Origin of the sequence: Novosphingobium sp. RL4 (assembly GCF_035658495.1) — a bacterium.
Classification (GTDB): Bacteria; Pseudomonadota; Alphaproteobacteria; order Sphingomonadales; family Sphingomonadaceae; genus Novosphingobium.
The window spans coordinates 254,012-275,838 of sequence record NZ_CP141945.1 but is presented as its reverse complement, the minus strand read 5'-3'; the positions used below and the strand labels follow the sequence as shown (position 1 = coordinate 275,838).

Below are 21,827 nucleotides of genomic sequence, written 5' to 3'. Positions count from 1 at the left end.
CGGCGGTCAGGCCGCGGGGCGGAACGCCAGCCTCGTGTCTGCGATCGTCCGGCCGAGCAGGGCGGCTTCTTCCGGGCTGTTCCAGGCGTGGAACGAGGCGCGCAGGCACTTGCCCCGCATGTCGAAATGAAAGCCCTGCGCGCTCAGCGCCGAGGCAATCGCGGCCGGATCATCGAACGCGAGGCACAGCGTGCCGCCGCGATCCGTCATGTCGACCGGGCGGCCCACGGCTTCCGCAAAGGCGGCGATGCAGGCGCGATTGCCGCGCAGGATCTCGTCCTGCCCGATCTCCAGGATCGTCTCGATCCCGGCGCGGGCGAGGGCGAATGGCGCGATGGACGGGCTGCCGCCCTGGAAGCGGCGGGCATCGGCGGCATGGCGAAAATGCCGGATATCGAAGGCGTAGGGGTCTTCGTGGCCGAACCAGCCGAGATCCAGCGGCTCGATCACGCCTGCCAGTTCGCGGCGGAGCCAGAGCCAAGCTGCGCCCGGTCCGCCGCAGAGCCATTTCACGCTCGACCCGATCACCGCGTCGACCCCCCATTCGCGAGGCGTGATCGGCAGGATTCCGGCAGACTGTGCGGCATCGACGACCGAGATCGCGCCATGATGGCGTGCCAGCGCCGCAATTTCGGCGAGCGGCGAAACCACCCCGGTGTTGGAGTGGACATGCATGGCGACGACGGCGGCGACGCTGCCGTCGATGTGGCTCTCCCAGTTCGCCGCGTCGCCCGGTGAGCGTGCGGCGGGGATGAACGCGGTCTCGAAACCCAGTCGTTCCAGTCCCGCAGCGACGAAGCCGACCGTGGGGAAGGCCTGTTCCGACATCAGGATGCGGTTCCGCCCGCCGACCGCCCGGAGGCCCGAAAGGAAGGAGAACAGCGCGGCCGATACGCTCTGCTGCGGGGCGACCTCGGCGGTGTCGGCGCCGATCAGCGCGGCCAGTGCGGCGCGAAAGCCCTCGATCGTCTCCAGCCACGGCCCCCAGGCGGCGCCGCCCGTCTGCTGCCAGGGTTCGAGGTAGCCTGCCTCCAGCGCGGCGCGGGCGCGGCGGGGCAGGCAGCCTACCGAGTGGCTGAGCAGATAGGGGCCGCCGGAGGGAAGGTGGAACAGGTCGCGCATGAGGGTCAGTGGGCTCCGGCTTCGGCGATGCTTTCGCGCACGCGTCCATAATCGTGGCCCCATTCGTCCGTCATCTCGACCCGGACGTCCCACAGCGCGGGGAAGAAGCGGTGCTTCGCGCCCGCCTGGAGCAGGTCGACCGAGCGGCCCTTCAGCGAAGCGGAGCCCATGCCGATGGAGCGGTGGATGAGGAACAGGTGATGCCAGCGGAACTTGCCGAACAGTTCGTCCAGCTCGATCAGCGCCTCGGCAACGACATAGGCTTCGTCATGCGCGTAGCCATGGTCGTAGATGTCGCGCACGGTGCGGCCGGCGGCGGTGAGATAGGTCGCCTCGAAGCTTTGCCAAAGATCGGGAATGATGCGCAGGAGCACGCGGAAACCGGGCGATTCCTGGCCGCTTCCATTGCCAAGCTGAAGCCGGATCTGCTGGTACTCCTTGGGCGACATGGTTTCCAGGACGTCGAGCTGGTCGATCATCATCCGCAGGAGCCGATGACAGCGGGCTAGCAGGGTGGTGACGCGCAGAGCGTGCCCGGCGCGAAGATACTCGTCCACCTCAACGATGGTATAGGCCATGAGTTTCATCCAGAGCTCCTCGACCTGATGGACGATCTGGAACTGGAGTTCGTCCCGGTTGCACAGCTCGTCGAAGGGCTTCTGGCAGGACAGCAGGCGTTCGGTGTCGAGATAGAGCTCGTAGTCCAGCGTCGCGGGCGCTTCGAGCAGTTCGTAGACCTTGCGGCGTTCCATATTGCCTCCCAATCCTTTGTGTGAGAGGACGTTTAGCACCGCGGTTCCGGGACATTGGCCCAAATATCGTGGAATTTCCGGCGATAACCGGAGCGTATGGCAACATATTGCAGGTTTTGGAGAACGAACGTTCCGATGCGAAAGCCGCTGGTCCTCGATGCCCTCGACACCCGCCTGCTCGAAGCGCTTGAGCGTGATGCCCGGCTCAGTTTCGCCAGCCTGGGCGAAACGGCGGGACTGTCGAAGACGCCAAGCTGGAAACGCGTGCAGGCGATGGAGAAGGCGGGCGTCATTACCGGGTACCGGGCCACGATCGATCCGGTCGCGATCGGGCTTTCCACCAGCGCCTTCGTCCATGTTTCCATCGAGTTCGACCATCACGAGGCATTCGAACGCGCCGTGCTCGATCAGCCGGCGATCCTGGCATGCCACGCGACGGTGGGCGATTTCGACTATCTGCTGCACGTCATGACCGGCGGGGTGCCGGAACTGGACGAGTTCCTGCGCCACCGGCTGCGAAGACTCCCCGGCGTGCGGCACTTCAACACGACATTGGCCATGCGGGACATCAAGCCCGGCGCCTATCTCACCGATGCGGCGTCCTGACTGCGGGAGACTTCTTCCCGAACTGGCAGGTGTTGCGAATAATTCGCATTAGCGTATAAGGCGCGGCATGGCTCGCGTCGCAGATCAGGTCTCGGTTTCCAGGAAGTGCATGGCCGCCGCGATGGCGGCCGGGTTCCACGTTCTGCTGGGGGCGGTGCTGTTCATGCAGTGGCGCCTTGGCCCGGCCCCGGTTCGGCCGCCTTCGCCGCCTGTCACGGTCGTGCGGCTCAAGGCCCTGCCGGCCGCGCCGGTGCGCATTCTTCATCCCTCGCCGCCCAAGGAAAGCCGGGAGACCCCGGTTCCGGCCCGCACATTGCCGGTCGCCCCGGCCATGGCGGCGCCCTTGCCCCGGCTCGTGCTGGCGCCGCCGGTGGAATTCGCGCCCGCCGCGCTGACGTTCGAGCCGGTGCGGATGGCTGTCGATGCGGTGGACGTGCCGCCTCCCCCGCAGCCGCGCAAGGGCGACACCACTTTCGAGGGCCTGCTGCTCGCCCGGATCGAGGAGATGCGCCGCTATCCTGCCGATGCGCTCGGCCGCCGCCAGCAGGGCGTGGTGCAGCTCCGCTTCCGGATGAACCGGAAAGGCGAAGTGCTTTCCGCGCAAGTGGTGGGCCGCTCGGGCTTTGCCGCGCTCGATGCCGAAGCGCTTCGCATGGTGCGGCGCGCGGAGCCCCTGCCGGAAATCCCGCGCGACCGGCCCGACGAACTCGACGTGTCCGTGCCGATCGAGTTCAGCCTGAACCGCAGGGAGCGCTTCGCTCAGGCCAATTGAAGCTTTTCCGCATCGCGAAGGCGGAGCCGCGCCTGCTGACGCGCCGCGCTGCCCTTGCCATCGGCGATCAGAGACTGGAGATCGAGCAGGGCGCGGCCGGTCGCCATGCCGCCGTTGCAGGCGATGAAGCGCGGCTCCCACACCGGGCAGAACTTTTCCTTGTAGTTACGCAGGCCCTCGAACCCGTAGAAGGCTTCCCCGTGGCGGAACAGCATCCCCGCAGCGCGCGCCCATGTCGGCGCGAGCCGCCGTGCCTCGATACCGGAGAGCGGGGCAAGGCCGAGATTGAACCACTGATAGCCTTCCTGCCGCCCCCAGAGCATGAGCCGGGTGAACAAAAAGTCCATGCAGCCGTAGGGCACTTCGGCGCAGTGCCGCATGAGATCCACCGAAAGCTCCTCGCGGCCCGCCGTCTTCCAGAGATTGGCGAAAGCGACGATCCGCCCCTCGCAGCGGACCACGGCGATGTCGCAGCGGGCGATGTAGTCCGCCTCGAAACGGCCGACGCTGAAGGCTTTCTCGCGCTGGCCCTTGGCGTGCAGCCAGGCGTCGGAAACGGCGCGCAGTTCGCCCATGATCGCGCCGGTGCGGGCGGCCGGGACGATGGCGAATTCCGCGCCTTCGCGCTCGGCGCGGCGCATGGCGTGGCGCAGCGGGCGGGCGGCGGGACCGTCCAGCCCGAATTCGGCCAGCGGCACACGGGCCTCCTCGCCGTACTTCATCAGTTGCAGGCCCATGTCGATGGCGATCGGCAGCACAGCGGGAGTCACCTGATAGAGCAGGACGCGGCCCTGGTTGGCATCGGCGCGCTCACGCAGGCGCCAGAGCAGTTCGGGCCAGTCGGACGGATCGCCCACCGGGTCTCCCATGACGATCCAGGAATGGCCCTGCACCTGATACATCAGCATGCTGCGGCTGTCGGGTCCGGCAAGGAACAGCTTGTCCCCGGTCAGCGCCAGCATCGCCTCGCTGCGCACCGCATGGGTCAGCGCCTGCGCCACGTCGACCGGGGCGTCTCCGGGCTGGACTGCGTGGCGGGACGGGCGCAGGAACGCCAGCAGCACGAAAGCGCCGGTCAGCACCGCCACCGCGAAACTCGTGCGCATGTAGCGCGAGGCATCGCCCGACCATGCGAACTTCCACCAGAGGCTGCTGCGATAGGCGGGGAAGGTCTGGGTGAAGTAGCCGATCACGATCATCAGCGCGATCGTGGCGACCATAGCCATGATCCAGTTCACGCTCATCACGTCGGTGGTGAGCGCGGTCCGCCGCCAGAAACCCTTGCGCGCCAGTTGCAGAACACCCGCTACCGCCAGCAGGGTGAGCGCCTCTTCATAGTCGAGGCCTTTCGCCAGCGAAAAGCAGGCCCCGGCCAGCAGCAGGGCGCGGGTCAGCAGGAAAGCCGCGTCGAGCCGCCGGTAGAGCGCGGGGGCGAGCAGCAGCAGCGTGGTTCCCACGAGACTGGCGGCGATCTGGGAGGCTTCGACGAAAGGCAGCGGCACCACGCCCCGGATCGCCGCCATGCGTTCGGGCAGCGCTGGGGTCGTGCCGGACAGCAGCAGGATCGCTCCGCCGAAGAACACCAGCAGCGCGATCACGCGCGGCGCGAGGCCGACGATCATGGTCTCCGCCGCGCGCGCGGCAAGGGCTGCCGGACGGCGCCAGCGCGCATGTTCGTGCCGGACCAGCAGCACGAGGGCGAGCGCCAGCGGCAGCAGGTAATAGACGATGCGGTAGACCAGCAGCGCGGCGAGCAGTTCTCCGGGCGGGATTTGCGGGCAGAGCGCGACGACGGTTGCCTCGAACACGCCGAGGCCGCCGGGAACGTGGCTCACCAGCGCGACGACGATGGCCAGGACATAGGCCAGCAGCAGCGGCGGATAGAGCGCGATGGCGAGGTGCGGAAGCAGGACGTAGAGCGTGCCGCAGGCGGCGGCGATGTCGGCCAGGGCGACCAGCGTCATGCGGGCAATGGCGGCAGGGCGGGGCAGGTGCCAGCGCCGCGCCATCAGCGTGGCGCCTACCAGCAGCGCCAGCAGGCCCGCGCCTGCCGCGTGCTGCGCGCCCATCGAGACGACGTGCCCGGCGACGGCAAGCGGACGGCGGTGGACCAGCAGCGCCAGCGAGGCCGAGGCGAAGACACCGGTCCAGAAGGTCACCCCGGCGATGGCGGTCACGCGGGCGACTTCGCCGGTGCCGAGGCCTTTCGCACCGTAGATGCGCAGGCGCGCGGCTGCGCCGGTAAGGATGCCGAAGCCGAGATTGTGGCTCAGCGTGTAGCTGGTGAAGGAGGCGAGCGCGGCCGTGCGGTAGGGCAGGGGGCGGCCGATCGTGCGCAGGGCCATGACATCGTAGGCCGTGAGCAGCAGGTAGCTGCCGGCCGTGAGCGCGAACGCCGCCGCGAGCCGCCAGCCGGGGATCGCCCGCGCGGTCCGCAGCACGGCGTGAATGTCCAGCGATGTGGCCAGCCGGTGCAGGCAGAGCGCAGCAAGGCCGAGCACCAGCGCGGCGACGGCGAGCTGGGCGGGAACCGCCAGCCGCGCTGCCAGCGACTTGAGGTGCGCGTTCACGGCCGGCGCGTCCATGTCTGCGACTTGCAGAGCAGGCCGTGCAGGATGCAGCCGCTGATCTTCAGGTGCGCGGGATCGCTCTGGTGAATGCGGGAGAAGAAGCTTTCGCCCATGTCGGGCACATAGACCTCGCCCTGCCAGGCGCCGCTGCCTTCGGGATGATAGTCGCGCAGGAGCTGGGTGCCGACCAGATGGGGCACGCCCGCATCGGCGGCATCCGCCAGCGCCTGCCCGCCGACCCAGGTGACGGTGCCGCAAAGCATGGCCCCGCAGGGCGCCACCGAAACCTCCACGTCGCCGTGCGGATTGAGCCAGCGTCCATAAGGGCTGGGCGCGTTCGACGGCTGGGCCGGGGCGGTCGCGGCCAGGGCGATGCCCAGTACCGGGAGGAGGAAGCGCAGGGGAAAGGGAACTCGGATCATCGGGCAGTCTCCGGACCGGAAGGCACGAGGCGGGCGATCGCCTGATGAATCGCCCCGAACAGCCGGTCGGCATCCTTGTTGAGATAATGGTCGCCGGGCAGGACGATCTGCGTCAGCCGCGGCAGGTGAAGCAGGGGGCAGAGGCTGTCGGCCTCATCCTGGCCATGGATGCACACCACCGGCAGCCAGTCGAGCTTGCGGGCGCTGGCGATGGCGGGGGCATCGGGCGGGGTACGGTCTAGCCATTCCAGCGGCGAGACGCGCAGGAACACGGTTTGCGTGGGCACCGTCAGCACGACCAGCGCGACATGGCGGCGCATGTCGGGCGAGAGGTGTTCGAGGCCGACATGGACCATGTCCGACCCGAACGACTGGCCCAGCACGACCACGCGGCCGACATGGCCCAGCGCCATGGCCCGCCGGATCGCGTCCGACAGCAGGGCCGTGACCTGCTCCGGCGTGCGGCGCACCTTGAAGTAGTTGAGCGAATTGACGGCGACGGTAGCGACGCCATGGCTTGCGAGGCGTTCGGCGATTTCACCGCCGAGCCCGGTACGCGGGCCCATGTCGCCCGACAGGACGACGGCGGCATAGCCCTGCGCGCGCGCGCCTGCCCCTGTCTTACCGGGCAGGTCGGTGAAGGGGCTCGCGTTCCAGGCGCCGAGCCATCCGAACACGGCGCCGAGAAGCACCGCGAAAACGACGATTCCCGTGATGAGCGGCCCGATCCAGCGCCGGCGCCTGCGTGTTGCTACCCTGGTCATGGTGCCGGTCTGCGCCTGCGGACCTTGCCGCAGGGTGGAGCAAACATGGACTTTCCTTAATGTGACTTCGCGCAGCGCTGCTGCGATAGTGCCGGGCAAGGGTGCAGACTGCGGCCAGTCGCGAACTGGCATCGAGGACCGTTCCAAGGCATGCCCATTTCGCCCCCTTCTCCCCGGCCGAACGCCTGCTCGCAGGACCATTGCGCATGACCGAGACGAGCGGGAACAGGAGCCGGATCATAAACCTGCTGCCGATGCTGGGCGCGCTGCTCGCGGTGACGGGCGCGCTTACCTGGGGGGATATCTGGGCGCAGCGGCATTTCGGCCTGCTCGGGCACACCATGCCGCACGGTCCGGTGGCGCAGCCGGGCGAGGCCTGGCGGCGGGTGCTGGATTTCACCGCGGACCCGGTTCCCGGCCCTCAGCCGGGCCTCGTCGTCACCAGCGTTCGCGCACGCGGCAACGCCGAGCGCGCAGGGCTCACCGTGGGCGACTGGATCGAGAGCGCGGACGGCCAGCATACCGAATCCCTTCAGGCGCTGGCGGAAGAGTTGTCTGCGCAGGGTCCACGCCCTATGCATCTCAAAGTGGTGCGTCAGGGCGCGGTTCGGATGATCGACCTCGCCGGCGAGCAGGGCCGCAAGGCTCCGTGACGGTCAGGACGTGATCCACGAGGCGTGAAGGGGCCGGACGAGAACATGGGTCACAAGCTGCTGGTCGTCGAGGATGACGATGCCACGGCCACGTACATCGCCAAGGGCATGGCGGAGGAAGGCTTCGTGGTGGACCGGGCGGGCAACGGGCGCGATGCGCTGTTCCTTGCGAGCGACGGCACTTACGATGCCATCGTGCTGGACCGGATGATCCCACAGATGGACGGCATGTCCGTGCTTGGCGCGTTGCGCGCGGGCGGCATAGAAACGCCGGTGATCGTGCTTTCGGCGCTGGGATCGACCGAGGACAGGGTGGCCGGGCTGACATCGGGGGCCGACGATTATCTCACCAAGCCCTTCGCCTTCGCCGAGCTGCTCGCCCGGGTGCGCCTGCTGGTAAAGCGGGGCGCCGGGCAGGCGGCGGTGGAGACGCGGCTGACCTGCGGCGACCTCGAGATGGACCTGCTGGCGCGCAAGGTGAAGCGCGGCAGCCGCGCGGTGGACCTGCAGCCACGCGAATTCCGCCTGCTCGAATACTTCCTGCGCCATGTCGACGAAGTGGTCACGCGCACCATGCTGCTGGAGGCGGTGTGGGATTATCATTTCGATCCCGGCACCAATGTCATCGACGTCCATGTCAGCCGCCTGCGCCGCAAGCTGGACGAGGCGGGGGCCGCGCCGCTGCTGCACACCGTGCGCGGGGCGGGCTACCGGCTGGGCACCGCCGCTTGAGGGCGCGGCTGGGCAAGCGCCTGCGGCCGTTCCTGCGCTCCACCACCTTCCGGCTGTTCGTTCCGGTGGTCCTCTTCCAGCTCGTTGCCACCGGGGGCGTGCTGTCGTTCGTGTGGATCGCGGGGCAGCAGAGCGTGCGCGACGAGCAGCAGGCGCTGGTCGAGGAACTGCGCGACGACCTGCTGGACACTTACCAGGACGGCGGCGTCACGGCGCTGGCAGCCAATATCGAACGGAGGCTGGGCAGCGAAGGACGCCGCGCGCCGGTGCTTCTCCTTGCCGATGCGCAGGGCCGCAGCCTTGCCGGAAACCTCTCGGCGCTCCCGCCGCCCGACCCCGCTGCGGGCGGCCTGTTCGAGACGGTGCTCTACCGCAGCGACAGCACCCAGCCCCAGCACATGGCCTTGTCCGAGACGCGGCTGCCGGATGGGGCCACCCTGCTGGCCGGGATCGAGATCGGGCGCGACCTCAAGCTCCAGCACAGTTTCGAGCAGGCGCTGGTGGCGGCGCTGTTCCTTGCCCTGCCGCTGGCGATGCTGGTGGCGGTGCTGACCTCGCGGCTGGTGGGCCAGCGCGTGCACGACATGGCGCAGACCGCGCACCGGGTGGGCAGCGGCGCTTTCGACGCGCGCGTGCCGCTCGACGGTTCGGGCGATGCTTTCGACGAACTGGCGGGAGAGATCAACGCGATGCTGGCGCGGATCGAGACGCTGGTGGGCGAACTGCGCGTGGTGGCGGAAGGGCTGGCACACGACTTGCGCTCGCCGGTCACCCGGCTGCGCTCGGCGCTGGAACAGGCCGCGCTGGAGGCAAGCGATCCCGCGGCAGAAGCGGCGATGAACCGCGCGCTGGCCGAGGCCGATACGCTGACGCGCATCCTTGCCACCGCGCTCCAGATCGGCCGCGCGGAGGCCGGGATCGGCCGCGAACGGTTCGAGGAAGCGGCACTTGACGGCTTCCTCGAAGACCTCGCCGCCCTTTACGAACCTTATGCCGAGGAGGAGGGTTTCACGCTCGCCGCCGAGGCGCCGGAGGGCCTTTCGGTGCTGCTCCACCGCGAACTGATGGGGCAGGCGCTGGGCAATCTCATCGACAATGCGGTGAAGTACGCCGGCGGCGGCAGCGCGATCACGCTGTTCGCGGGCAAGTCCGAGGGGCAAGTGGTGCTCGGCGTTCGCGACGATGGGCCGGGCATTCCCGAAGCTCAGCGCGAGGCGGCGCTCCAGCGCTTCGGCCGCCTCGATCCCACGCGTTCCGTGGCGGGATCGGGCCTCGGCCTCGCGCTGGTGGAAGCGGTGGCGAAACTGCACGACGGCCGGGTCGAACTGGCCGATGCGCCGGGGGGCGGGCTTGAAGTGCGGCTGTTGCTGGGGGCCAGGGAGTGACGGCGGACAGCCGGTAACCCACCGATCCTTCCGCCGGCTGACGGGCCTGTTTCCCAACGCGGCATCAGGCAGGGATTATGGCACCGCTTCCAGTTCCGGCTGCGCTGCCACCGCAGGCGAAGCGGTGGTTGCCGCAGGGCTGGCGTTGACGCGGCCGGTCCGTTCCAGCTTGCCCCAGCCGATGCCCTTGCCCGCAAAGGCCGCGCCCACCGCGCGGATCACCACGCTGTACATGAGCTGGCGGTAGACGAAGCGCTGGGCCAGCAGCAGCAGCGGGCGGAACCGTTCGCGGCGGGTGTCGAGGCGATAGGCGATCCAGCCGCAGGCGAGGTCCACCAGCGTGAAGGCCAGCCAGTAGGCGCCCATGCGCAGCACGTCGGTCTGGGTCTGGGCCCAGCCGTGCTGGGAAACGCGCAGGGCGGTGCCGGCGATCGAGATCAGCAGGGCGAGGTCGATCGCCGGCGAGATCACCGCGAAGACGATCTGGAACAGCCAGGCCTGCGGCATGCCGATGAAGGCGAGGCCGGAGGGACGGCCCTTCCTGAGCGTGCCGCGATGCTTCCACAGGCACTGGAGCGTCCCGAAAGACCAGCGGAAACGCTGTCTTGACAGGGCCTTGAAGCTTTCCGGCGCTTCGGTCCATGCCACGGCGTCCTCGTCGTAGGCGATCTTCCAGCCCTTGCGCTGGATGGCGATGGTGAGGTCCTGGTCCTCGGCCAGGGTGTCTTCGGGATAGCCGCCGACATCGTCCAGCGCCTCGCGCCGCCACGCCCCGACAGCGCCCGGCACGACCATGATCGCATCGAGCCGGGTCAGCGCGCGCCTTTCGAGGTTCTGCGCGGTGACGTATTCCACGCCCTGCCAGCGGGTGACGAGGTTGACGCGGTTGCCGACCTTGGCATTGCCCGCCACCGCGCCGATGGCGGGATCGGCGAACCAGCGCACGAGGCGCGAGATCGTCTCGCGTTCGAACTGGGTATCGGCATCGAGCGCCACGATCACGCTGCCGCGCGCATCCCTGAGCGCGCGGTTGAGCGCGGCCGCCTTGCCGCCGTTGACGAGGGTGAGCAGTTCGACATGGGCATCGCCGGCAAAGGCTTCGGCAACGATGGCGCTGGTGCGGTCCTTCGATCCGTCGTCGGCGACGATGATCTGGAGCTGCCGGTAGTCGCTTTCGAGCACGCGCCGGATCGAGGATTCGATCACGCGCTCCTCGTTGTAGGCGGGGATGATCACGGTGACGAGCGGCGCGCAGGTGTCTTCCGGCGCGTCCATCGGCTGCGGGCGGCGCAGCAGGCTGGCCAGCGAGGCGAGGCCGACGGAACGCAGCACGCCCAGCGAGATCGCGAAGAAGAAGGTCCAGTTCAGCGCCACGAGAATGGCCGCCAGCGCCCCGAACAGGGCCACGTCGGCGCGCACGGCGAAGAGGTCCACGCCGTCCACCTTGGGCATCACCGCGTCGTGCGAGAGACCGGCGAGCGTCGAGACGGGGACGAACGTGTAGCCGTCCTGCTTCAGGCGCTCGATGATGACGGGAAGCGCCGCCACGGTCTGCGAACGGTCGCCGCCGCCGTCGTGCAGCAGGATCACGTTCTCCGAGCGGTCGGGCGAGGCCGATTCCACCTGCTGGATGGTGCTGTCGATGATGTGCTGGACGCCGGGGCGCTTCCAGTCGTCCGGATCGACGTGCAGGCCGACGACGGTATAGCCGTGCTGGCGCGCGATGGCGGCAGGGACGAGTTCGTCTGCCGTGGTGGGCTCGGCATCCCCGAAATAGGGCGCGCGGAACAGGCGGATCGAATGGCCGGTGGTGGCCTCGATCAGGCGCTGCGTGGCGTTGAGTTCGAGGCCGATCCCGGTGGCGGCTTCCTCGGCCATGTTGGGGTGCGTGTAGCTGTGATTGCCGATCTCGTCGCCATCGTCGGCGATGCGCTTGACGAGGTCGCGATTGGTCAGCGCGTTCTCGCCCACCATGAAGAAGGTGCCGGGAACGTGGTACTGTTCCAGGATCGAGAGGATGCGCGGGGTCCAGGTCGGGTCCGGGCCATCGTCGAACGTCAGCGCGAGCTTCCTGGGCAGCGCGCCGGTGCGGTGGACGACATAGGGCGTGGGAAGCCGGACATAGCGCTCCGAGGAGACCATCCCGGTGGTCTTGTCGAAGGTGACGGCACGGCTGCCGTCCTGCGGGGTGGCGGTCACGTCGAGGATCTCGCCCTGGCCTTCCACATCGACATTGGCGGCCTGCACGAGGTGAGCGAGGTTGGGCAGGCTGTGCGTGCGCCACGCCTTCACGGTGTTCCAGAAGCCGGGGTCCTCCGAGCCGAGCCGCCAGAGCGCGATGTCGCCCACGCCAAGGCGCGAGAGGATCTTCATCTGGCTCCACGTCGCGGCGGCGTCGAGCATCCAGACGTCGTGGCGGTGATCCCCGTCGCTTTGGGCATCGTCGTAGGAATAGCCGGCATTGCCGCTCATCGCGTCGAACTGGGGCGCGGTGGTGCTGTCGTGCGCGTCGAGCCAGGCTTCCTCGACGGTCATGCTGTCCGCCTTGCCGTCGTGCCAGTTGTAGGCGTACTCGCCCAGCGCGATGATCGCCTTGCCGCGCGGCAGCCCGGCCAGTGCATGGGCGACTTTCTGCGCGAACCACGGGTTGGAGGCGATCGGGCCGGGGGTGCCGCCTTGCCAGTGTTCGTCATAGGCCATCAGCACCAGCCGGTCGGCAACTTGCGCGAAGGCGCGGGGCGACCATTCGGGATTGTCGATCGGCATGGTGACGGAGACGATGCGGTGCCGGGGCGCCAGCTGCGCGCGCAGCTCGCCAAGGAACAGGCGCAGGTTCGGCAGGCTGGCGGCGGGCATGGTCTCGAAGTCGACCATGACGCCGGCGTAGCCGGTCTTGTCTAGATAGGCGGAAACCTGCGCTTCCAGTGCATGGCGGCGGCTGGGCGAGGCGAGCTGGGCGGCGGCGGCATCGCCCTGCCACTCGCCGTCGAGGGTGTTCTGCAGCACGGGAACCACCAGCGGGCGGTGCAGCGCGGTGGCGAGGATATGCGCGAGGCGGGCGTCGTCCTCGATCTTGAGCGCGCCGGTCCCGTCGACCGAGAGCGTGGCCGGGGCGATCCAGTCCAGCCGGTCGATATGGCGCTCGAGCGAGGTGGCGCTGTCATCGCTCCACGGCGTGTAGAAGCCGACGGTGATCGGCTTGGCGCCCGGGGTGGGCGCCGGCACGGTGGCCTTTCCGAACAGGAATTTGCGGGCGCGGCGGGTCAGGTGCCCGATCTGCGCGCGGAACGGCAGCGGCGAGGCGTGCTCGTAGGCGATCGGCAGCGGCGGCGGGGCGGGAACGCTGGCAACGGTCGTCGCGAAGATCGCGCAGGCCGCGAGAGCCACGAGCAACAGGAAAAGACCCATGCGGCGAACCCGGACGCGCCGGTTGCCGGTGGGATCGAAGAAGACGGGTGCTGCCACTGCGTTTCTCGCAAAGATCCGGGCGGCGCGGGGGGCGCCGCCCGGAGTATTTGGTATTTGGGGGTGCGGGCCGGGAACCAGAGGCAATGACGAGGGTGCGAATGTCACAAACGGTTCCCGGACCGCACGGCCTTTCTAACCCGGCGGGCATGGAGCCCGCGTGGAGGCCAGGTTACAAAAGATTCATGTTTCCGAATTGATGCCGGGGCCGGTTCAAACGCATTTTCGGCGGAAAATGGCGGGCTGGAGTCCTGAAGCCGGACAGCCGTCCTATAACGATTGCAATCGCGGTTTCGCGTGGAAGATCAGCTCCATTCGAATGCGATGTTCGCTCTCTTCTTCCCCCCAGCAGAGAATTCGTCATGACACGTTTTCGTGAATTCCTGAACAGACAACATCTTTCGGCCAAGGTTACCCTGATGGCCGTCGCCGCGCTTGTCCTGCTGTCGGCCGCGATCTTCCTCGGCACCCGGTTCCTGCTCGTGAGCAGCGCGCGCGAGCAAGGCACCGAACGACTGGATACCAACATGCGCGTGGCCTGGTCCGTGCTCCGCCAGAACGGGCTGGACAACAGCCTGCGCGAAGGCAGGCTCTACGCCGGCGAGGTCGTGCTTAACGACAATAACGCAGCGGTGGACCGCATGAAGGAACTGGTCGGCGGCACCGCCACGATCTTCATGGGCGACACGCGCGTCGCCACCAATGTCCTGAACGAGCAGGGCGGCCGCGCGCTTGGCAGCCGTCTGGCCGCAGGTCCGGTGCACGACGAGGTGCTGGACGCCGGCAAGCCCTATCGCGGCGAGACCGAAATCCTCGGCAAGCGCTATTTCGCGGCCTACGATCCGATCAAGGACCGGTCCGGCAAAGTGATCGGCATCCTGTTCGTGGGCGTGTCCGCCGACGAATTCTATGCCCATGTGAACAGCCTGGGCTGGAATATCCTGCTGGTTGCCGTCCTGGTGACCGCGCTGGCGGCCGCCGGCTACATGCGCGGCGCCCGCAAGCTCTTCGCACCGCTCGAAACGGCGGAAGCGGCGATGGGACATCTGGCGGAAGGCCAGCTCGACATCGAGATCACCGGAACGGACCGGCCTGACGAGATCGGCGGGATCGCCCGCGCCCTCGTGGTGTTCCGCGATGCGGCGATGGCCAAGGAAGCGGCGGACGCGCAGCAGCGCCAGGTCGTACAGACGCTGGCTTCGAGCCTTGCGGAGCTTTCCTCGGGCGATCTCACCGCGGAAATCGCCCGCGCCTTCCCCGACGGCTACGAGGAGCTGCGCCGCAACTACAATGCCGCGCTTTCGGAACTGCGCGGCCTGATCGGCGCGGCCAGCGCCAGCACGGCGGCGATCCGGGGCGGCTCGTTCGAGATCGCGCAGGCTTCCGAGGATCTCGCCCGCCGGACCGAGGCCAGCGCAGCCAGCCTCGAACAGAGTTCCGCCGCGCTGGCCGAAATCGACAATAGGCTCAAGGCGGGCGCCAATGCCGCGAGCCAGACCGTTGCCCGCGCGGACGAGGCGATCGCCACGGTCGGCGGTGGCCGTGACGTTGCCGCCGAAGCGGTGGGCGCGATGCGCCGCGTGGCCGAAAGCGCCACCAACATCGACAGCGTCATCGAAGGGCTCGACAAGATCGCCTTCCAGACCCGCGTCCTTGCCATGAATGCCGCCGTCGAGGCGGGCCGGGCCGGGGAGGCAGGGCGCGGTTTCGCGGTCGTGGCCGATCTCGTCTCGGCGCTGGCCATGCGTTCCGAGGAAGAGGCCCGCAGCGCGCGCGAGCAACTTACCGTTACCCAGGCGGAGATCGTTACCGCCGTGGGCGCGGTGGAACGGGTGGACGGCGCCTTCGAGAATATCGCGGGCGATGTCGGCCAGGTCCATCAGCTCCTGGGCGGGATGGCGGCCGGCAACCGCGCTTCCGCCACGTCGGTCAGCGAGATTACCGCCGCCATCGGCGCCATGAATATCGCCACGCAGCAGAACGCGGCCATGGTGGAGCAGGCCTCCGCCGCAGCCCGCAGCCTGACCGACGAGGTGGACCGGCTGACCGCCCATGCCTCGCAGTTCAAGGTCGCCTGATCGGGCGAGACGCCGGATATGACGAAGAAGCGCCGGGCAGCGGCTGCGAGGGTCGGGGGAGGGATATCGCCTCCACTGCCCGGCTGAGGCGGAACGGCGCTTCGGGGGAGGATAAGCACCGTTCCGATACCGCGTTTCTAATAGAAGCGCGGTATCGGGCCCCATTGCGGTGTCTGGTCGGGCAGGTCGATTTCGATATCGTCGACATAGCACCAGCCCCAGCCTTCGGGTGGATCGTAGCCCTCGATGATCGGGTGATGCGTTTCGCGGAAATGGGCGCGGGCATGGCGGTGCGGAGAATCGTCGCAGCAGCCGACGTGTCCGCAGCTTCGGCACAGCCGCAAGTGAACCCAGGGGCTGCCGATCCGCAGGCATTCCTCGCAGCCTTTCGCGCTTGGCGTCACGGTGTTGATCGTCATGCTATGCGAACAGCCGGTCATGATGCTTTCTCCGTCTTTTCAGCAAGTTCCTGGCTGAACGCGGCATGGATCTGAGCCACGACCGCCGCGCCTTCGCCTACCGCGGCAGCCACGCGCTTGGTGGAGCCGGCGCGCACGTCGCCAATGGCAAATACGCCGGGCATTCCCGTTTCGAGCGGTTGCGCCCCCCGGTCTCCCTGGCCGGTCAGCACGAAGCCCTTGCCGTCGGTTTCGACCTCGCCGGGCAGCCAGTCGGAATTGGGATCGGCGCCGATGAACAGGAACAGGTGGCGCAGCGCCCGGTGGTGCAGCGAACCGTCGGCATTGTGCCGGATTTCGACGCCGGACAGCAGGCCCGTCTCGTCGCCCTCTAGCGTCACCACTTCGGCGGCGACATGGACCTCGACATTGGGCAGTTCGGCAATGCGGTCCACCAGATAGCGGGACATCGTCTCGGCCAGTTCCCGCCGGACGATCAGGTGAAGCCGCCTGACCTGCGGGGCCAGGAACACCACCGCCTGCCCGGCCGAATTGCCCCCGCCCACCAGGGCGACTTCCTCTCCGGCGCAGAGCCGCGCCTCGATCGGCGAAACCCAGTAGAACACGCCCGAACCCTCGTAACGCTCCAGCCCGGCGATGGCGGGGCGGCGGTATTTCGCGCCGGAAGCTATGACCACGGTTCGCGCCTGCACCTTTCGCGCCCCGGCAAGGGCGAGCTGCAAGTGTCCGTCCCGGCGTTCCAGCTTCTCCACCGCGACGGGGATGGCGATCTTGGCACCGAACTTGAGCGCCTGGTTGAAGGCGCGCCCGGCCAGCGCCTGCCCGGAGATGCCGGTGGGAAAACCGAGGTAATTCTCGATCCGGGCGGAGGCGCCTGCCTGCCCGCCCATCGAACGCGCATCGAGCACCACCACCGACAGCCCTTCGGACGCGGCATAGACCGCCGCCGCCAGCCCGGCCGGCCCCGCGCCGACGATGGCCACGTCATGGACGGTCTCGGGATCGATATGGGAGGTGAGCCCCAGGCAGGCGGCCAGTTCCTCGTTCCGGGGGCGGCGCAGCAGCGGCCCGGTCGGACAGACGACGAGCGGGTATTCGGCGGGCGCCACGCCCAGCCGCTCCACCATGGCCTTGCCTTCGGCATCGGCGCTCACGTCGAGCACGAGGAAAGGATAACCGCTGCGGCGCAGGAATTCCTGCAGGCGCACCACGTCCGGGCTGTCCGGCACGCCGATCAGGATGGTTCCCGCTCCGCCCTCCTCGATCAGGCCGACACGGCGCAGGATAAGCGCCCGCATGACCTTCTCGCCCAGTTCGGCCGAGCCGATCATCAGTGCCCGCAAGTGCGCGGCATCGATGGGCAGGGCGGTGCAGCCTTCGGGGCCCGCCCGGCCGCCCGCGATCGAGGGACGACCCGCAAGCTGGTTGATCTCGCCGGTGAACTGGCCGGGGCCGTGCGTGGTAAGGTGGACCTCGCGCCCGGAACCGTCGAGATTGAGCCCGTCGCGGCGCAGCACCTCGATCTGACCTTTGACCACGAGCCAGGTCGGCGCTTCGCGGTCGCCGATGGCATATACGGTCTCGCCCGGCTCGAAACGCCGCTCCGGGCCGCTGGCGAAGCGGCGGGCAAGCGCGATCTCGGCGGGGGCGAGCACGGGGAACATCTGGTATTCGCGGGTTTCGATCGTGCTCATGCCGGTCTCCAAGGCGAAATCTGGACATGGTCGGACGGGCTGCGCCGCCGTGTACCGATGGTTATCGGGCCGGGCGGCATCCCGCGCCATCATACGCAGGTTTAAGGGCCCGAACCCAAGCCCCAAACCGCCTAAGCCCCCAAACCTGCGTATGATGGCCAGACGCGGGCGGTGCGGCGAAAAGTCCTCATCCCAACCGGCCCGAGCGGCCAGCCCAGGAGGAAAACCCGATGCCGATGGCTGAACGCACGCCGAACCGGGAAGGTCCTGCCCGCCATGCCGCGCCGCTGCCCGGAAGCGGGGAAGCCTGGCCGGAAGCCGCACTGGAGGCCGAGGAAAGCGATCACCGCATCGCCAACAATCTCCAGCTTCTCATGGCGATGATCGCTGCGGAAAAGCGCGAGGTTTCCGATCCTGCAGCCGGGCTTGCACTGGACCGGATGCTGGGGCGGATCGGCGCGATCGCCGGGGTCCACCGCCAGCTTACGCGGACGGCAGAGGCAGGGGCAGGGGCAGGGGCAGGGGCTGGGGCGGCTTCGGCCGTGGTCGATATCGGCGGCTATCTCCGCACGCTGGCGCGGCAGATCGAGGCGGGGTGCTGCGACGCGGCGGCCGGGCGGCGGTTGCGGGTCCGTTCGGATGCTGTTCTGGTGCCCGCCCGGCTCGCGGCGGCGATGGGGCTCATCGCATCGGAATGCGTGCTCAATGCCTGCAAGTACGCCTATGCCGCGCAAGCGCCCGGCGAGGTGCGGATCGGCCTGAGCCTCGCAGGGCCTCATGCCCTGAGGCTGACGGTGGAGGACGATGGCGCGGGGCACGGCGGCGCGCTGCCTTCCGCCGGTTTCGGTGCCCGGCTGATCGCGATGCTGGCTGCGCGGATCGGCGCGGCGCTGGTCTGGGAGGATGCCCGCCCCGGCACCCGCGTGGTCCTTGCCGTCCCGCTGGCATGAGCGGACCTAACCGAAGGTTGTGGTTGCGCCCCGGAAAACTCCCCGGCACGTTCCCCGTCAGGCCCCGGTACGGTTCCTGGCAGGAGGCGGCGATGCACGGCGATGCCGAGGCAAGAAGTTTGGTCAGCAAGATCTATGCGTTATCGGCCGCTCTTCTGGCGCTGGGGATCTTTGCGCTTGACGTGCTGAGCCCGTTCCAGGGTGCGGTCGCGGTGCTCTATACCACGGTGGTGGTGCTGGTGGGCCGCACCCAGTCGCGCGAACTGGTGCTGTTCGCGGCGGTGTTCTGCGCGGTGCTCGCATTCGCGGGCTACTGCGTCTCGCACTGGAGCGCGCCGATGGGTTCGCCCGCGATGCGGCTTGCGGTGAGCCTCGTGGCGCTTCTGGTCACTACCGTCCTGTTCCTGCGCCAGCTTGCCGAAGGGGCGGAGCGGGAGCGTTCCGATGCTCGCTATCGCACGATCTTCTCGGCGGCGGGCTTTCCGATATGGGAATCAGACTGGTCGGGCGCCTATCGCCTGTTCGGCGCGCTGCAAGGCTCTGATATCGAAGACGGCATGGTCGACATGGCCTTCGGTTCCGCGCGCGTGCGCAACGCCAATCATGCCGCGGCGCGGCTGTTCGGGCTGGCGGACCGGGCCGAACTGATCGGCGGCACCATCGGCGAATTCGCGACCGCGGCGGCTTTCGAGTCCCTGTCGCGCATCTATTCGGGCTTGCTGGACGGCGCGGAATCGATCGAGGAGGAGACCCGCTTCGTCACCCGCGCGGGCGAGGTGATCGACGTGCTGCTGCAAGTCTCGCTGCCGCCCGATCACGGCGGGTGGAAGCGCGTGCTGGTCATGGCGCTCGACGTGACCGAGCGCAACCGCGCCCAGGCGCGGCTCGCCCAGTCTCAGGCGGAGCTGACACACATGTCGCGGGTGACGACGCTGGGCCAGCTTGCCGCGTCTATCGCGCATGAAGTCAACCAGCCGCTTTCGGCGATCATCACATATGCCCGCTCTGGCAAGCGCTGGCTGGAGCGCGAGGCGCCCTCAGCCGCCGAAGTATCCGACTGTCTCGACCATATCACGAGCAACGGCACCCGCGCCGCCGATGTCATCGCCCGCATCCGCGAACTCGCCCGCAAGGCCGATCCCAAGCGCGAAGGCATCGCGCTTCCCCCGCTCGTGGAGGAGACGGCGGCCCTGCTGCGGCGCGATTTCCAGGCCAAGGGCGTCGCGCTCGACATCGTGCTGGCGCCGGACCTGCCCGAGCTGCTGGGAGACAGGGTGCAGTTGCAGCAGGTGCTGATGAACCTCATGCTCAACGCGGAACAGGCGATGGCGCCGCTTGCGCCCGAACGGCGCGCGCTGGCGGTTCGCGCCTCGCCGGACGGGCAGGGCGGGGTTACGGTCGAGATCGCCGATTGCGGCACCGGGATCGAGGGCGACCCGGAAGCGCTGTTCCGCCCGTTCTTCACCACCAAGGGCGAAGGCATGGGCATGGGGCTGGCGATCTGCCGTTCCATCGCTGAACAGCATGGCGGCACGCTGACCGCCGCCAACAATGCGCAAGGCGGCGCGACGTTCCGCTTGCGCCTTCCCGCGAGGATGGAAATGGAGATCGTGCCGGCATGACGGGTAACGGAAGCGAAACGGCCGCGCTGGTCTGCGTGCTGGACGACGATGCCGAAGTGCGCGGCAGCATCGGCAGCCTGCTGCGGGCAAGCGGGTTCGAGGTCGCGCTGTTCGCCTCCACGGCACAGTTCCTTGCAGCCCGCCGCCCCGAGGTGGCGAGCTGTCTCGTGCTCGACATCCGCCTGCCGGGCGAAAGCGGGCTCGATTTCCAGGAGCGGCTCGCGGCGGAGGGGCTGGCGATCCCGGTGATCCTCATCACCGGGCATGGCGACATTCCGATGACCGTTCGGGCCATGCGGGCGGGCGCGATAGATTTCCTGCCCAAGCCTTTCGAGGATGGGCAATTGCTGGAGGCAGTCCGGGCGGCGCTGGATTCCGACCGCGCACGCCGCGCCGAACTGGAGGGCCGCACGCTCCTGCGCGGAACATACGAGAGCCTGACGCCGCGCGAACGCGAAGTCATGGCGCTGGTGGTGACCGGGCTGATGAACAAGCAGGTTGCCGCCCGGCTCGACCTGTCCGAGATCACGGTGAAGATCCATCGCGGAAACGTGATGCGCAAGATGGCGGCGCAGTCGCTCGCCGATCTGGTGCGCATGGCCGAGATGCTGGGCGTGCGGGACGAATCCATCCATCGCTATAACACCTGAGTATGATGGCGGGCGTGCTCGCCCCGGGCCAACTGGGCAAGGGGGGGCCAGCAGGGCGAGGGCAAGGCCCCGCCCGAAGACGCCGGAGATAACATTGGTCGCCCCGTTTCCCGATCCATCCGCCTCCCCCCCGATCGTGGCCATCGTCGACGACGACAGCGGGGTTCGGGGCAGCCTCGACAGCCTGATGCGTTCGGCGGGAATGGTGGGCCTGGGTTTCGACCGCGCGGCTGGCCTGCTGGCAAGCGGCCTGCGCGCCCGGATCGCCTGCGTGGTCACCGACCTGCACATGCCGGAGATGACCGGGCTCGAACTCCAGTCCGAGCTGGCCCGGCAGGGCTGGACGCAGCCGGTGATCCTGATGACCGCCTATCCCACCCCCGCCGCGCGCGCGCAGGCAGAGGCTGGCGGTGCGGCGGCCTTTCTCACCAAGCCGATAGACCCCGATGCGCTGCTGGCGGCGATCGAGGCGGTGCTGGCCTGATACCGGACCATACCGCCAGTACCATACCGGCATCGGGCCATACCTAGGTGTGGCTGGGTCAGGCGCCGTGCAGCGCCTATCTGGGTGACTGATTGGCGGCATCCGACGCCGCCACGTCAGAAGGAGCCTCTCCCATGTCCGACCCGCACACCCTCGTCACACCCGCCCAGCGCCGCCTGGGTACGCCCACCGACCTTGGCGCCGATGCGACGCGCGATATCTCCGGCGGGCTCAAGGCGCTGCTGGCGGATGTCTTTGCGCTCTATCTCAAGACCAAGAACTTCCACTGGCACATGAGCGGCCCAAATTTCCGCGATTATCACCTTCTGCTCGACGAGCAGGGCGACCAGATCTTCGCGATGACGGACCCCATTGCCGAGCGCGCGCGCAAGCTGGGCGGCACCACGATCCGTTCGATCTCCGACATTTCCGGCCACCAGCGGCTGCTCGACAACAATGCCGACTATGTCGATCCGCTGGACATGCTGGCGGAACTCCATGGCGACAACAAGCAGCTCGTGGCCGAGATGCGCGCCGTTCACGCGCTTTGCGATGAATATGGCGATATCGCCAGCGCCAGCCTGATCGAGGTATGGATCGACGAGACCGAGCGCCGCGCGTGGTTCCTTTACGAAAGCTGCCGCACCGGCCGCGTCTGAGGCCACCTTCCCATGCGGCATTGCGGAC

General features: G+C 68.4%; 19 protein-coding genes. 11 read left to right on the top strand and 8 right to left on the bottom strand.

What is annotated here, in order from left to right:
• Nucleotides 1-6: 6 nt before the first annotated feature.
• Nucleotides 7-1,122: an aminotransferase class V-fold PLP-dependent enzyme gene (locus U9J33_RS18580; RefSeq protein WP_324699646.1), complete on the bottom strand. Its 1,116-nt coding sequence runs from the start codon at nucleotides 1,120-1,122 to the stop codon at nucleotides 7-9.
• A 5-nt stretch (nucleotides 1,123-1,127) separates the two neighbouring features.
• Entirely contained in the window at nucleotides 1,128-1,874 is a 747-nt protein-coding gene (locus U9J33_RS18575) for a tryptophan 2,3-dioxygenase family protein (RefSeq protein WP_185999752.1), read from the bottom strand.
• Between the two features lie 135 nt (nucleotides 1,875-2,009).
• Here U9J33_RS18575 and U9J33_RS18570 point away from each other — a divergent pair, with 135 nt between their 5' ends.
• Together U9J33_RS18570 and U9J33_RS18565 are read left to right on the top strand one after the other, a co-directional pair.
• Nucleotides 2,010-2,480, top strand: coding sequence for an Lrp/AsnC family transcriptional regulator (locus U9J33_RS18570; RefSeq protein ID WP_324699645.1), 471 nt, complete (start codon nucleotides 2,010-2,012; stop codon nucleotides 2,478-2,480).
• Nucleotides 2,481-2,547: 67 nt separating this feature from the next.
• A complete protein-coding gene (locus U9J33_RS18565) occupies nucleotides 2,548-3,252 on the top strand; it encodes a TonB family protein (RefSeq protein ID WP_324699644.1) in 705 nt (234 codons plus the stop codon).
• On the opposite strand, the gene mprF is transcribed toward U9J33_RS18565, so the two are convergent.
• The 3 genes from mprF to U9J33_RS18550 are packed head-to-tail and all read right to left on the bottom strand — an operon-like array spanning nucleotide 3,240 to nucleotide 7,008.
• Nucleotides 3,240-5,837: a bifunctional lysylphosphatidylglycerol flippase/synthetase MprF gene (gene mprF / locus U9J33_RS18560; RefSeq protein WP_324699643.1), complete on the bottom strand. Its 2,598-nt coding sequence runs from the start codon at nucleotides 5,835-5,837 to the stop codon at nucleotides 3,240-3,242. The genes U9J33_RS18565 and mprF overlap by 13 nt on opposite strands.
• On the bottom strand, nucleotides 5,819-6,244 hold the full coding sequence (locus U9J33_RS18555) for a DUF2147 domain-containing protein (protein WP_132469542.1): 426 nt from the start codon (nucleotides 6,242-6,244) through the stop codon (nucleotides 5,819-5,821). Before U9J33_RS18555 ends, mprF begins: the two co-directional genes overlap by 19 nt.
• Entirely contained in the window at nucleotides 6,241-7,008 is a 768-nt protein-coding gene (locus tag U9J33_RS18550; RefSeq protein WP_324699642.1) for an AcvB/VirJ family lysyl-phosphatidylglycerol hydrolase, read from the bottom strand. The genes U9J33_RS18555 and U9J33_RS18550 overlap by 4 nt, the downstream gene beginning before the upstream one ends.
• Before the next feature lie 206 nt (nucleotides 7,009-7,214).
• Here U9J33_RS18550 and U9J33_RS18545 point away from each other — a divergent pair, with 206 nt between their 5' ends.
• Genes U9J33_RS18545 through U9J33_RS18535 form a run of 3 tightly spaced genes read left to right on the top strand, consistent with a single transcriptional unit; the run spans nucleotide 7,215 to nucleotide 9,778 of the window.
• Complete coding sequence (locus U9J33_RS18545) at nucleotides 7,215-7,661, top strand: PDZ domain-containing protein (protein WP_132470213.1); 447 nt, start codon at nucleotides 7,215-7,217, stop codon at nucleotides 7,659-7,661.
• A gap of 45 nt (nucleotides 7,662-7,706) precedes the next feature.
• A complete protein-coding gene (locus U9J33_RS18540) occupies nucleotides 7,707-8,393 on the top strand; it encodes a response regulator transcription factor (protein ID WP_054434631.1) in 687 nt (228 codons plus the stop codon).
• On the top strand, nucleotides 8,390-9,778 hold the full coding sequence (locus tag U9J33_RS18535; RefSeq protein WP_324699641.1) for a HAMP domain-containing sensor histidine kinase: 1,389 nt from the start codon (nucleotides 8,390-8,392) through the stop codon (nucleotides 9,776-9,778). Before U9J33_RS18540 ends, U9J33_RS18535 begins: the two co-directional genes overlap by 4 nt.
• A gap of 75 nt (nucleotides 9,779-9,853) precedes the next feature.
• Here the strand turns inward: U9J33_RS18535 and U9J33_RS18530 are convergent, their stop codons facing one another.
• Complete coding sequence (locus U9J33_RS18530; protein WP_132470216.1) at nucleotides 9,854-13,243, bottom strand: glycosyltransferase; 3,390 nt, start codon at nucleotides 13,241-13,243, stop codon at nucleotides 9,854-9,856.
• Between the two features lie 362 nt (nucleotides 13,244-13,605).
• On the opposite strand from U9J33_RS18530, the gene U9J33_RS18525 reads away from it, so the two are divergent.
• Nucleotides 13,606-15,321: a methyl-accepting chemotaxis protein gene (locus tag U9J33_RS18525; RefSeq protein ID WP_324699640.1), complete on the top strand. Its 1,716-nt coding sequence runs from the start codon at nucleotides 13,606-13,608 to the stop codon at nucleotides 15,319-15,321.
• A 137-nt stretch (nucleotides 15,322-15,458) separates the two neighbouring features.
• Here U9J33_RS18525 and U9J33_RS18520 read toward each other — a convergent pair whose 3' ends face one another.
• A complete protein-coding gene (locus U9J33_RS18520; protein ID WP_054434618.1) occupies nucleotides 15,459-15,761 on the bottom strand; it encodes a UBP-type zinc finger domain-containing protein in 303 nt (100 codons plus the stop codon).
• On the bottom strand, nucleotides 15,758-17,434 hold the full coding sequence (locus U9J33_RS18515; protein WP_185999746.1) for an FAD-dependent oxidoreductase: 1,677 nt from the start codon (nucleotides 17,432-17,434) through the stop codon (nucleotides 15,758-15,760). Before U9J33_RS18515 ends, U9J33_RS18520 begins: the two co-directional genes overlap by 4 nt.
• 230 nt (nucleotides 17,435-17,664) lie before the next feature.
• On the opposite strand from U9J33_RS18515, the gene U9J33_RS18510 reads away from it, so the two are divergent.
• From U9J33_RS18510 to U9J33_RS18490, 5 genes are all read left to right on the top strand, one after another.
• Entirely contained in the window at nucleotides 17,665-18,384 is a 720-nt protein-coding gene (locus tag U9J33_RS18510; protein WP_292636093.1) for a sensor histidine kinase, read from the top strand.
• 92 nt (nucleotides 18,385-18,476) lie between these two features.
• Complete coding sequence (locus U9J33_RS18505) at nucleotides 18,477-20,006, top strand: sensor histidine kinase (protein WP_185999744.1); 1,530 nt, start codon at nucleotides 18,477-18,479, stop codon at nucleotides 20,004-20,006.
• A complete protein-coding gene (locus U9J33_RS18500) occupies nucleotides 20,003-20,656 on the top strand; it encodes a response regulator transcription factor (RefSeq protein ID WP_185999743.1) in 654 nt (217 codons plus the stop codon). Before U9J33_RS18505 ends, U9J33_RS18500 begins: the two co-directional genes overlap by 4 nt.
• Before the next feature lie 136 nt (nucleotides 20,657-20,792).
• Nucleotides 20,793-21,140 (top strand): response regulator transcription factor, encoded by a 348-nt coding sequence (locus U9J33_RS18495; RefSeq protein ID WP_292636096.1) that lies wholly within the window; start codon nucleotides 20,793-20,795, stop codon nucleotides 21,138-21,140.
• A gap of 134 nt (nucleotides 21,141-21,274) precedes the next feature.
• Nucleotides 21,275-21,799 carry a Dps family protein gene (locus U9J33_RS18490; protein ID WP_185999742.1) on the top strand — a complete coding sequence of 175 codons (525 nt, stop codon included), beginning with the start codon at nucleotides 21,275-21,277 and terminating at the stop codon, nucleotides 21,797-21,799.
• Nucleotides 21,800-21,827 lie beyond the last annotated feature (28 nt).

Excerpts from the sequence above, each read along its gene's own strand:
- mprF (WP_324699643.1), bottom strand. The coding sequence starts at position 5,837 with ATGGACGCGCCGGCCGTGAACGCGCACCTCAAGTCGCTGGCAGCGCGG.
- U9J33_RS18555 (WP_132469542.1), bottom strand. The coding sequence starts at position 6,244 with ATGATCCGAGTTCCCTTTCCCCTGCGCTTCCTCCTCCCGGTACTGGGC.
- U9J33_RS18565 (WP_324699644.1), top strand. The coding sequence starts at position 2,548 with ATGGCTCGCGTCGCAGATCAGGTCTCGGTTTCCAGGAAGTGCATGGCC.
- U9J33_RS18545 (WP_132470213.1), top strand. The coding sequence starts at position 7,215 with ATGACCGAGACGAGCGGGAACAGGAGCCGGATCATAAACCTGCTGCCG.
- U9J33_RS18515 (WP_185999746.1), bottom strand. The coding sequence starts at position 17,434 with ATGAGCACGATCGAAACCCGCGAATACCAGATGTTCCCCGTGCTCGCC.
- U9J33_RS18505 (WP_185999744.1), top strand. The coding sequence starts at position 18,477 with ATGCACGGCGATGCCGAGGCAAGAAGTTTGGTCAGCAAGATCTATGCG.
- U9J33_RS18540 (WP_054434631.1), top strand. The coding sequence starts at position 7,707 with ATGGGTCACAAGCTGCTGGTCGTCGAGGATGACGATGCCACGGCCACG.
- U9J33_RS18570 (WP_324699645.1), top strand. The coding sequence starts at position 2,010 with ATGCGAAAGCCGCTGGTCCTCGATGCCCTCGACACCCGCCTGCTCGAA.
- U9J33_RS18510 (WP_292636093.1), top strand. The coding sequence starts at position 17,665 with ATGCCGATGGCTGAACGCACGCCGAACCGGGAAGGTCCTGCCCGCCAT.
- U9J33_RS18490 (WP_185999742.1), top strand. The coding sequence starts at position 21,275 with ATGTCCGACCCGCACACCCTCGTCACACCCGCCCAGCGCCGCCTGGGT.
- U9J33_RS18525 (WP_324699640.1), top strand. The coding sequence starts at position 13,606 with ATGACACGTTTTCGTGAATTCCTGAACAGACAACATCTTTCGGCCAAG.
- U9J33_RS18500 (WP_185999743.1), top strand. The coding sequence starts at position 20,003 with ATGACGGGTAACGGAAGCGAAACGGCCGCGCTGGTCTGCGTGCTGGAC.
- U9J33_RS18575 (WP_185999752.1), bottom strand. The coding sequence starts at position 1,874 with ATGGAACGCCGCAAGGTCTACGAACTGCTCGAAGCGCCCGCGACGCTG.
- U9J33_RS18550 (WP_324699642.1), bottom strand. The coding sequence starts at position 7,008 with ATGACCAGGGTAGCAACACGCAGGCGCCGGCGCTGGATCGGGCCGCTC.
- U9J33_RS18580 (WP_324699646.1), bottom strand. The coding sequence starts at position 1,122 with ATGCGCGACCTGTTCCACCTTCCCTCCGGCGGCCCCTATCTGCTCAGC.
- U9J33_RS18520 (WP_054434618.1), bottom strand. The coding sequence starts at position 15,761 with ATGACCGGCTGTTCGCATAGCATGACGATCAACACCGTGACGCCAAGC.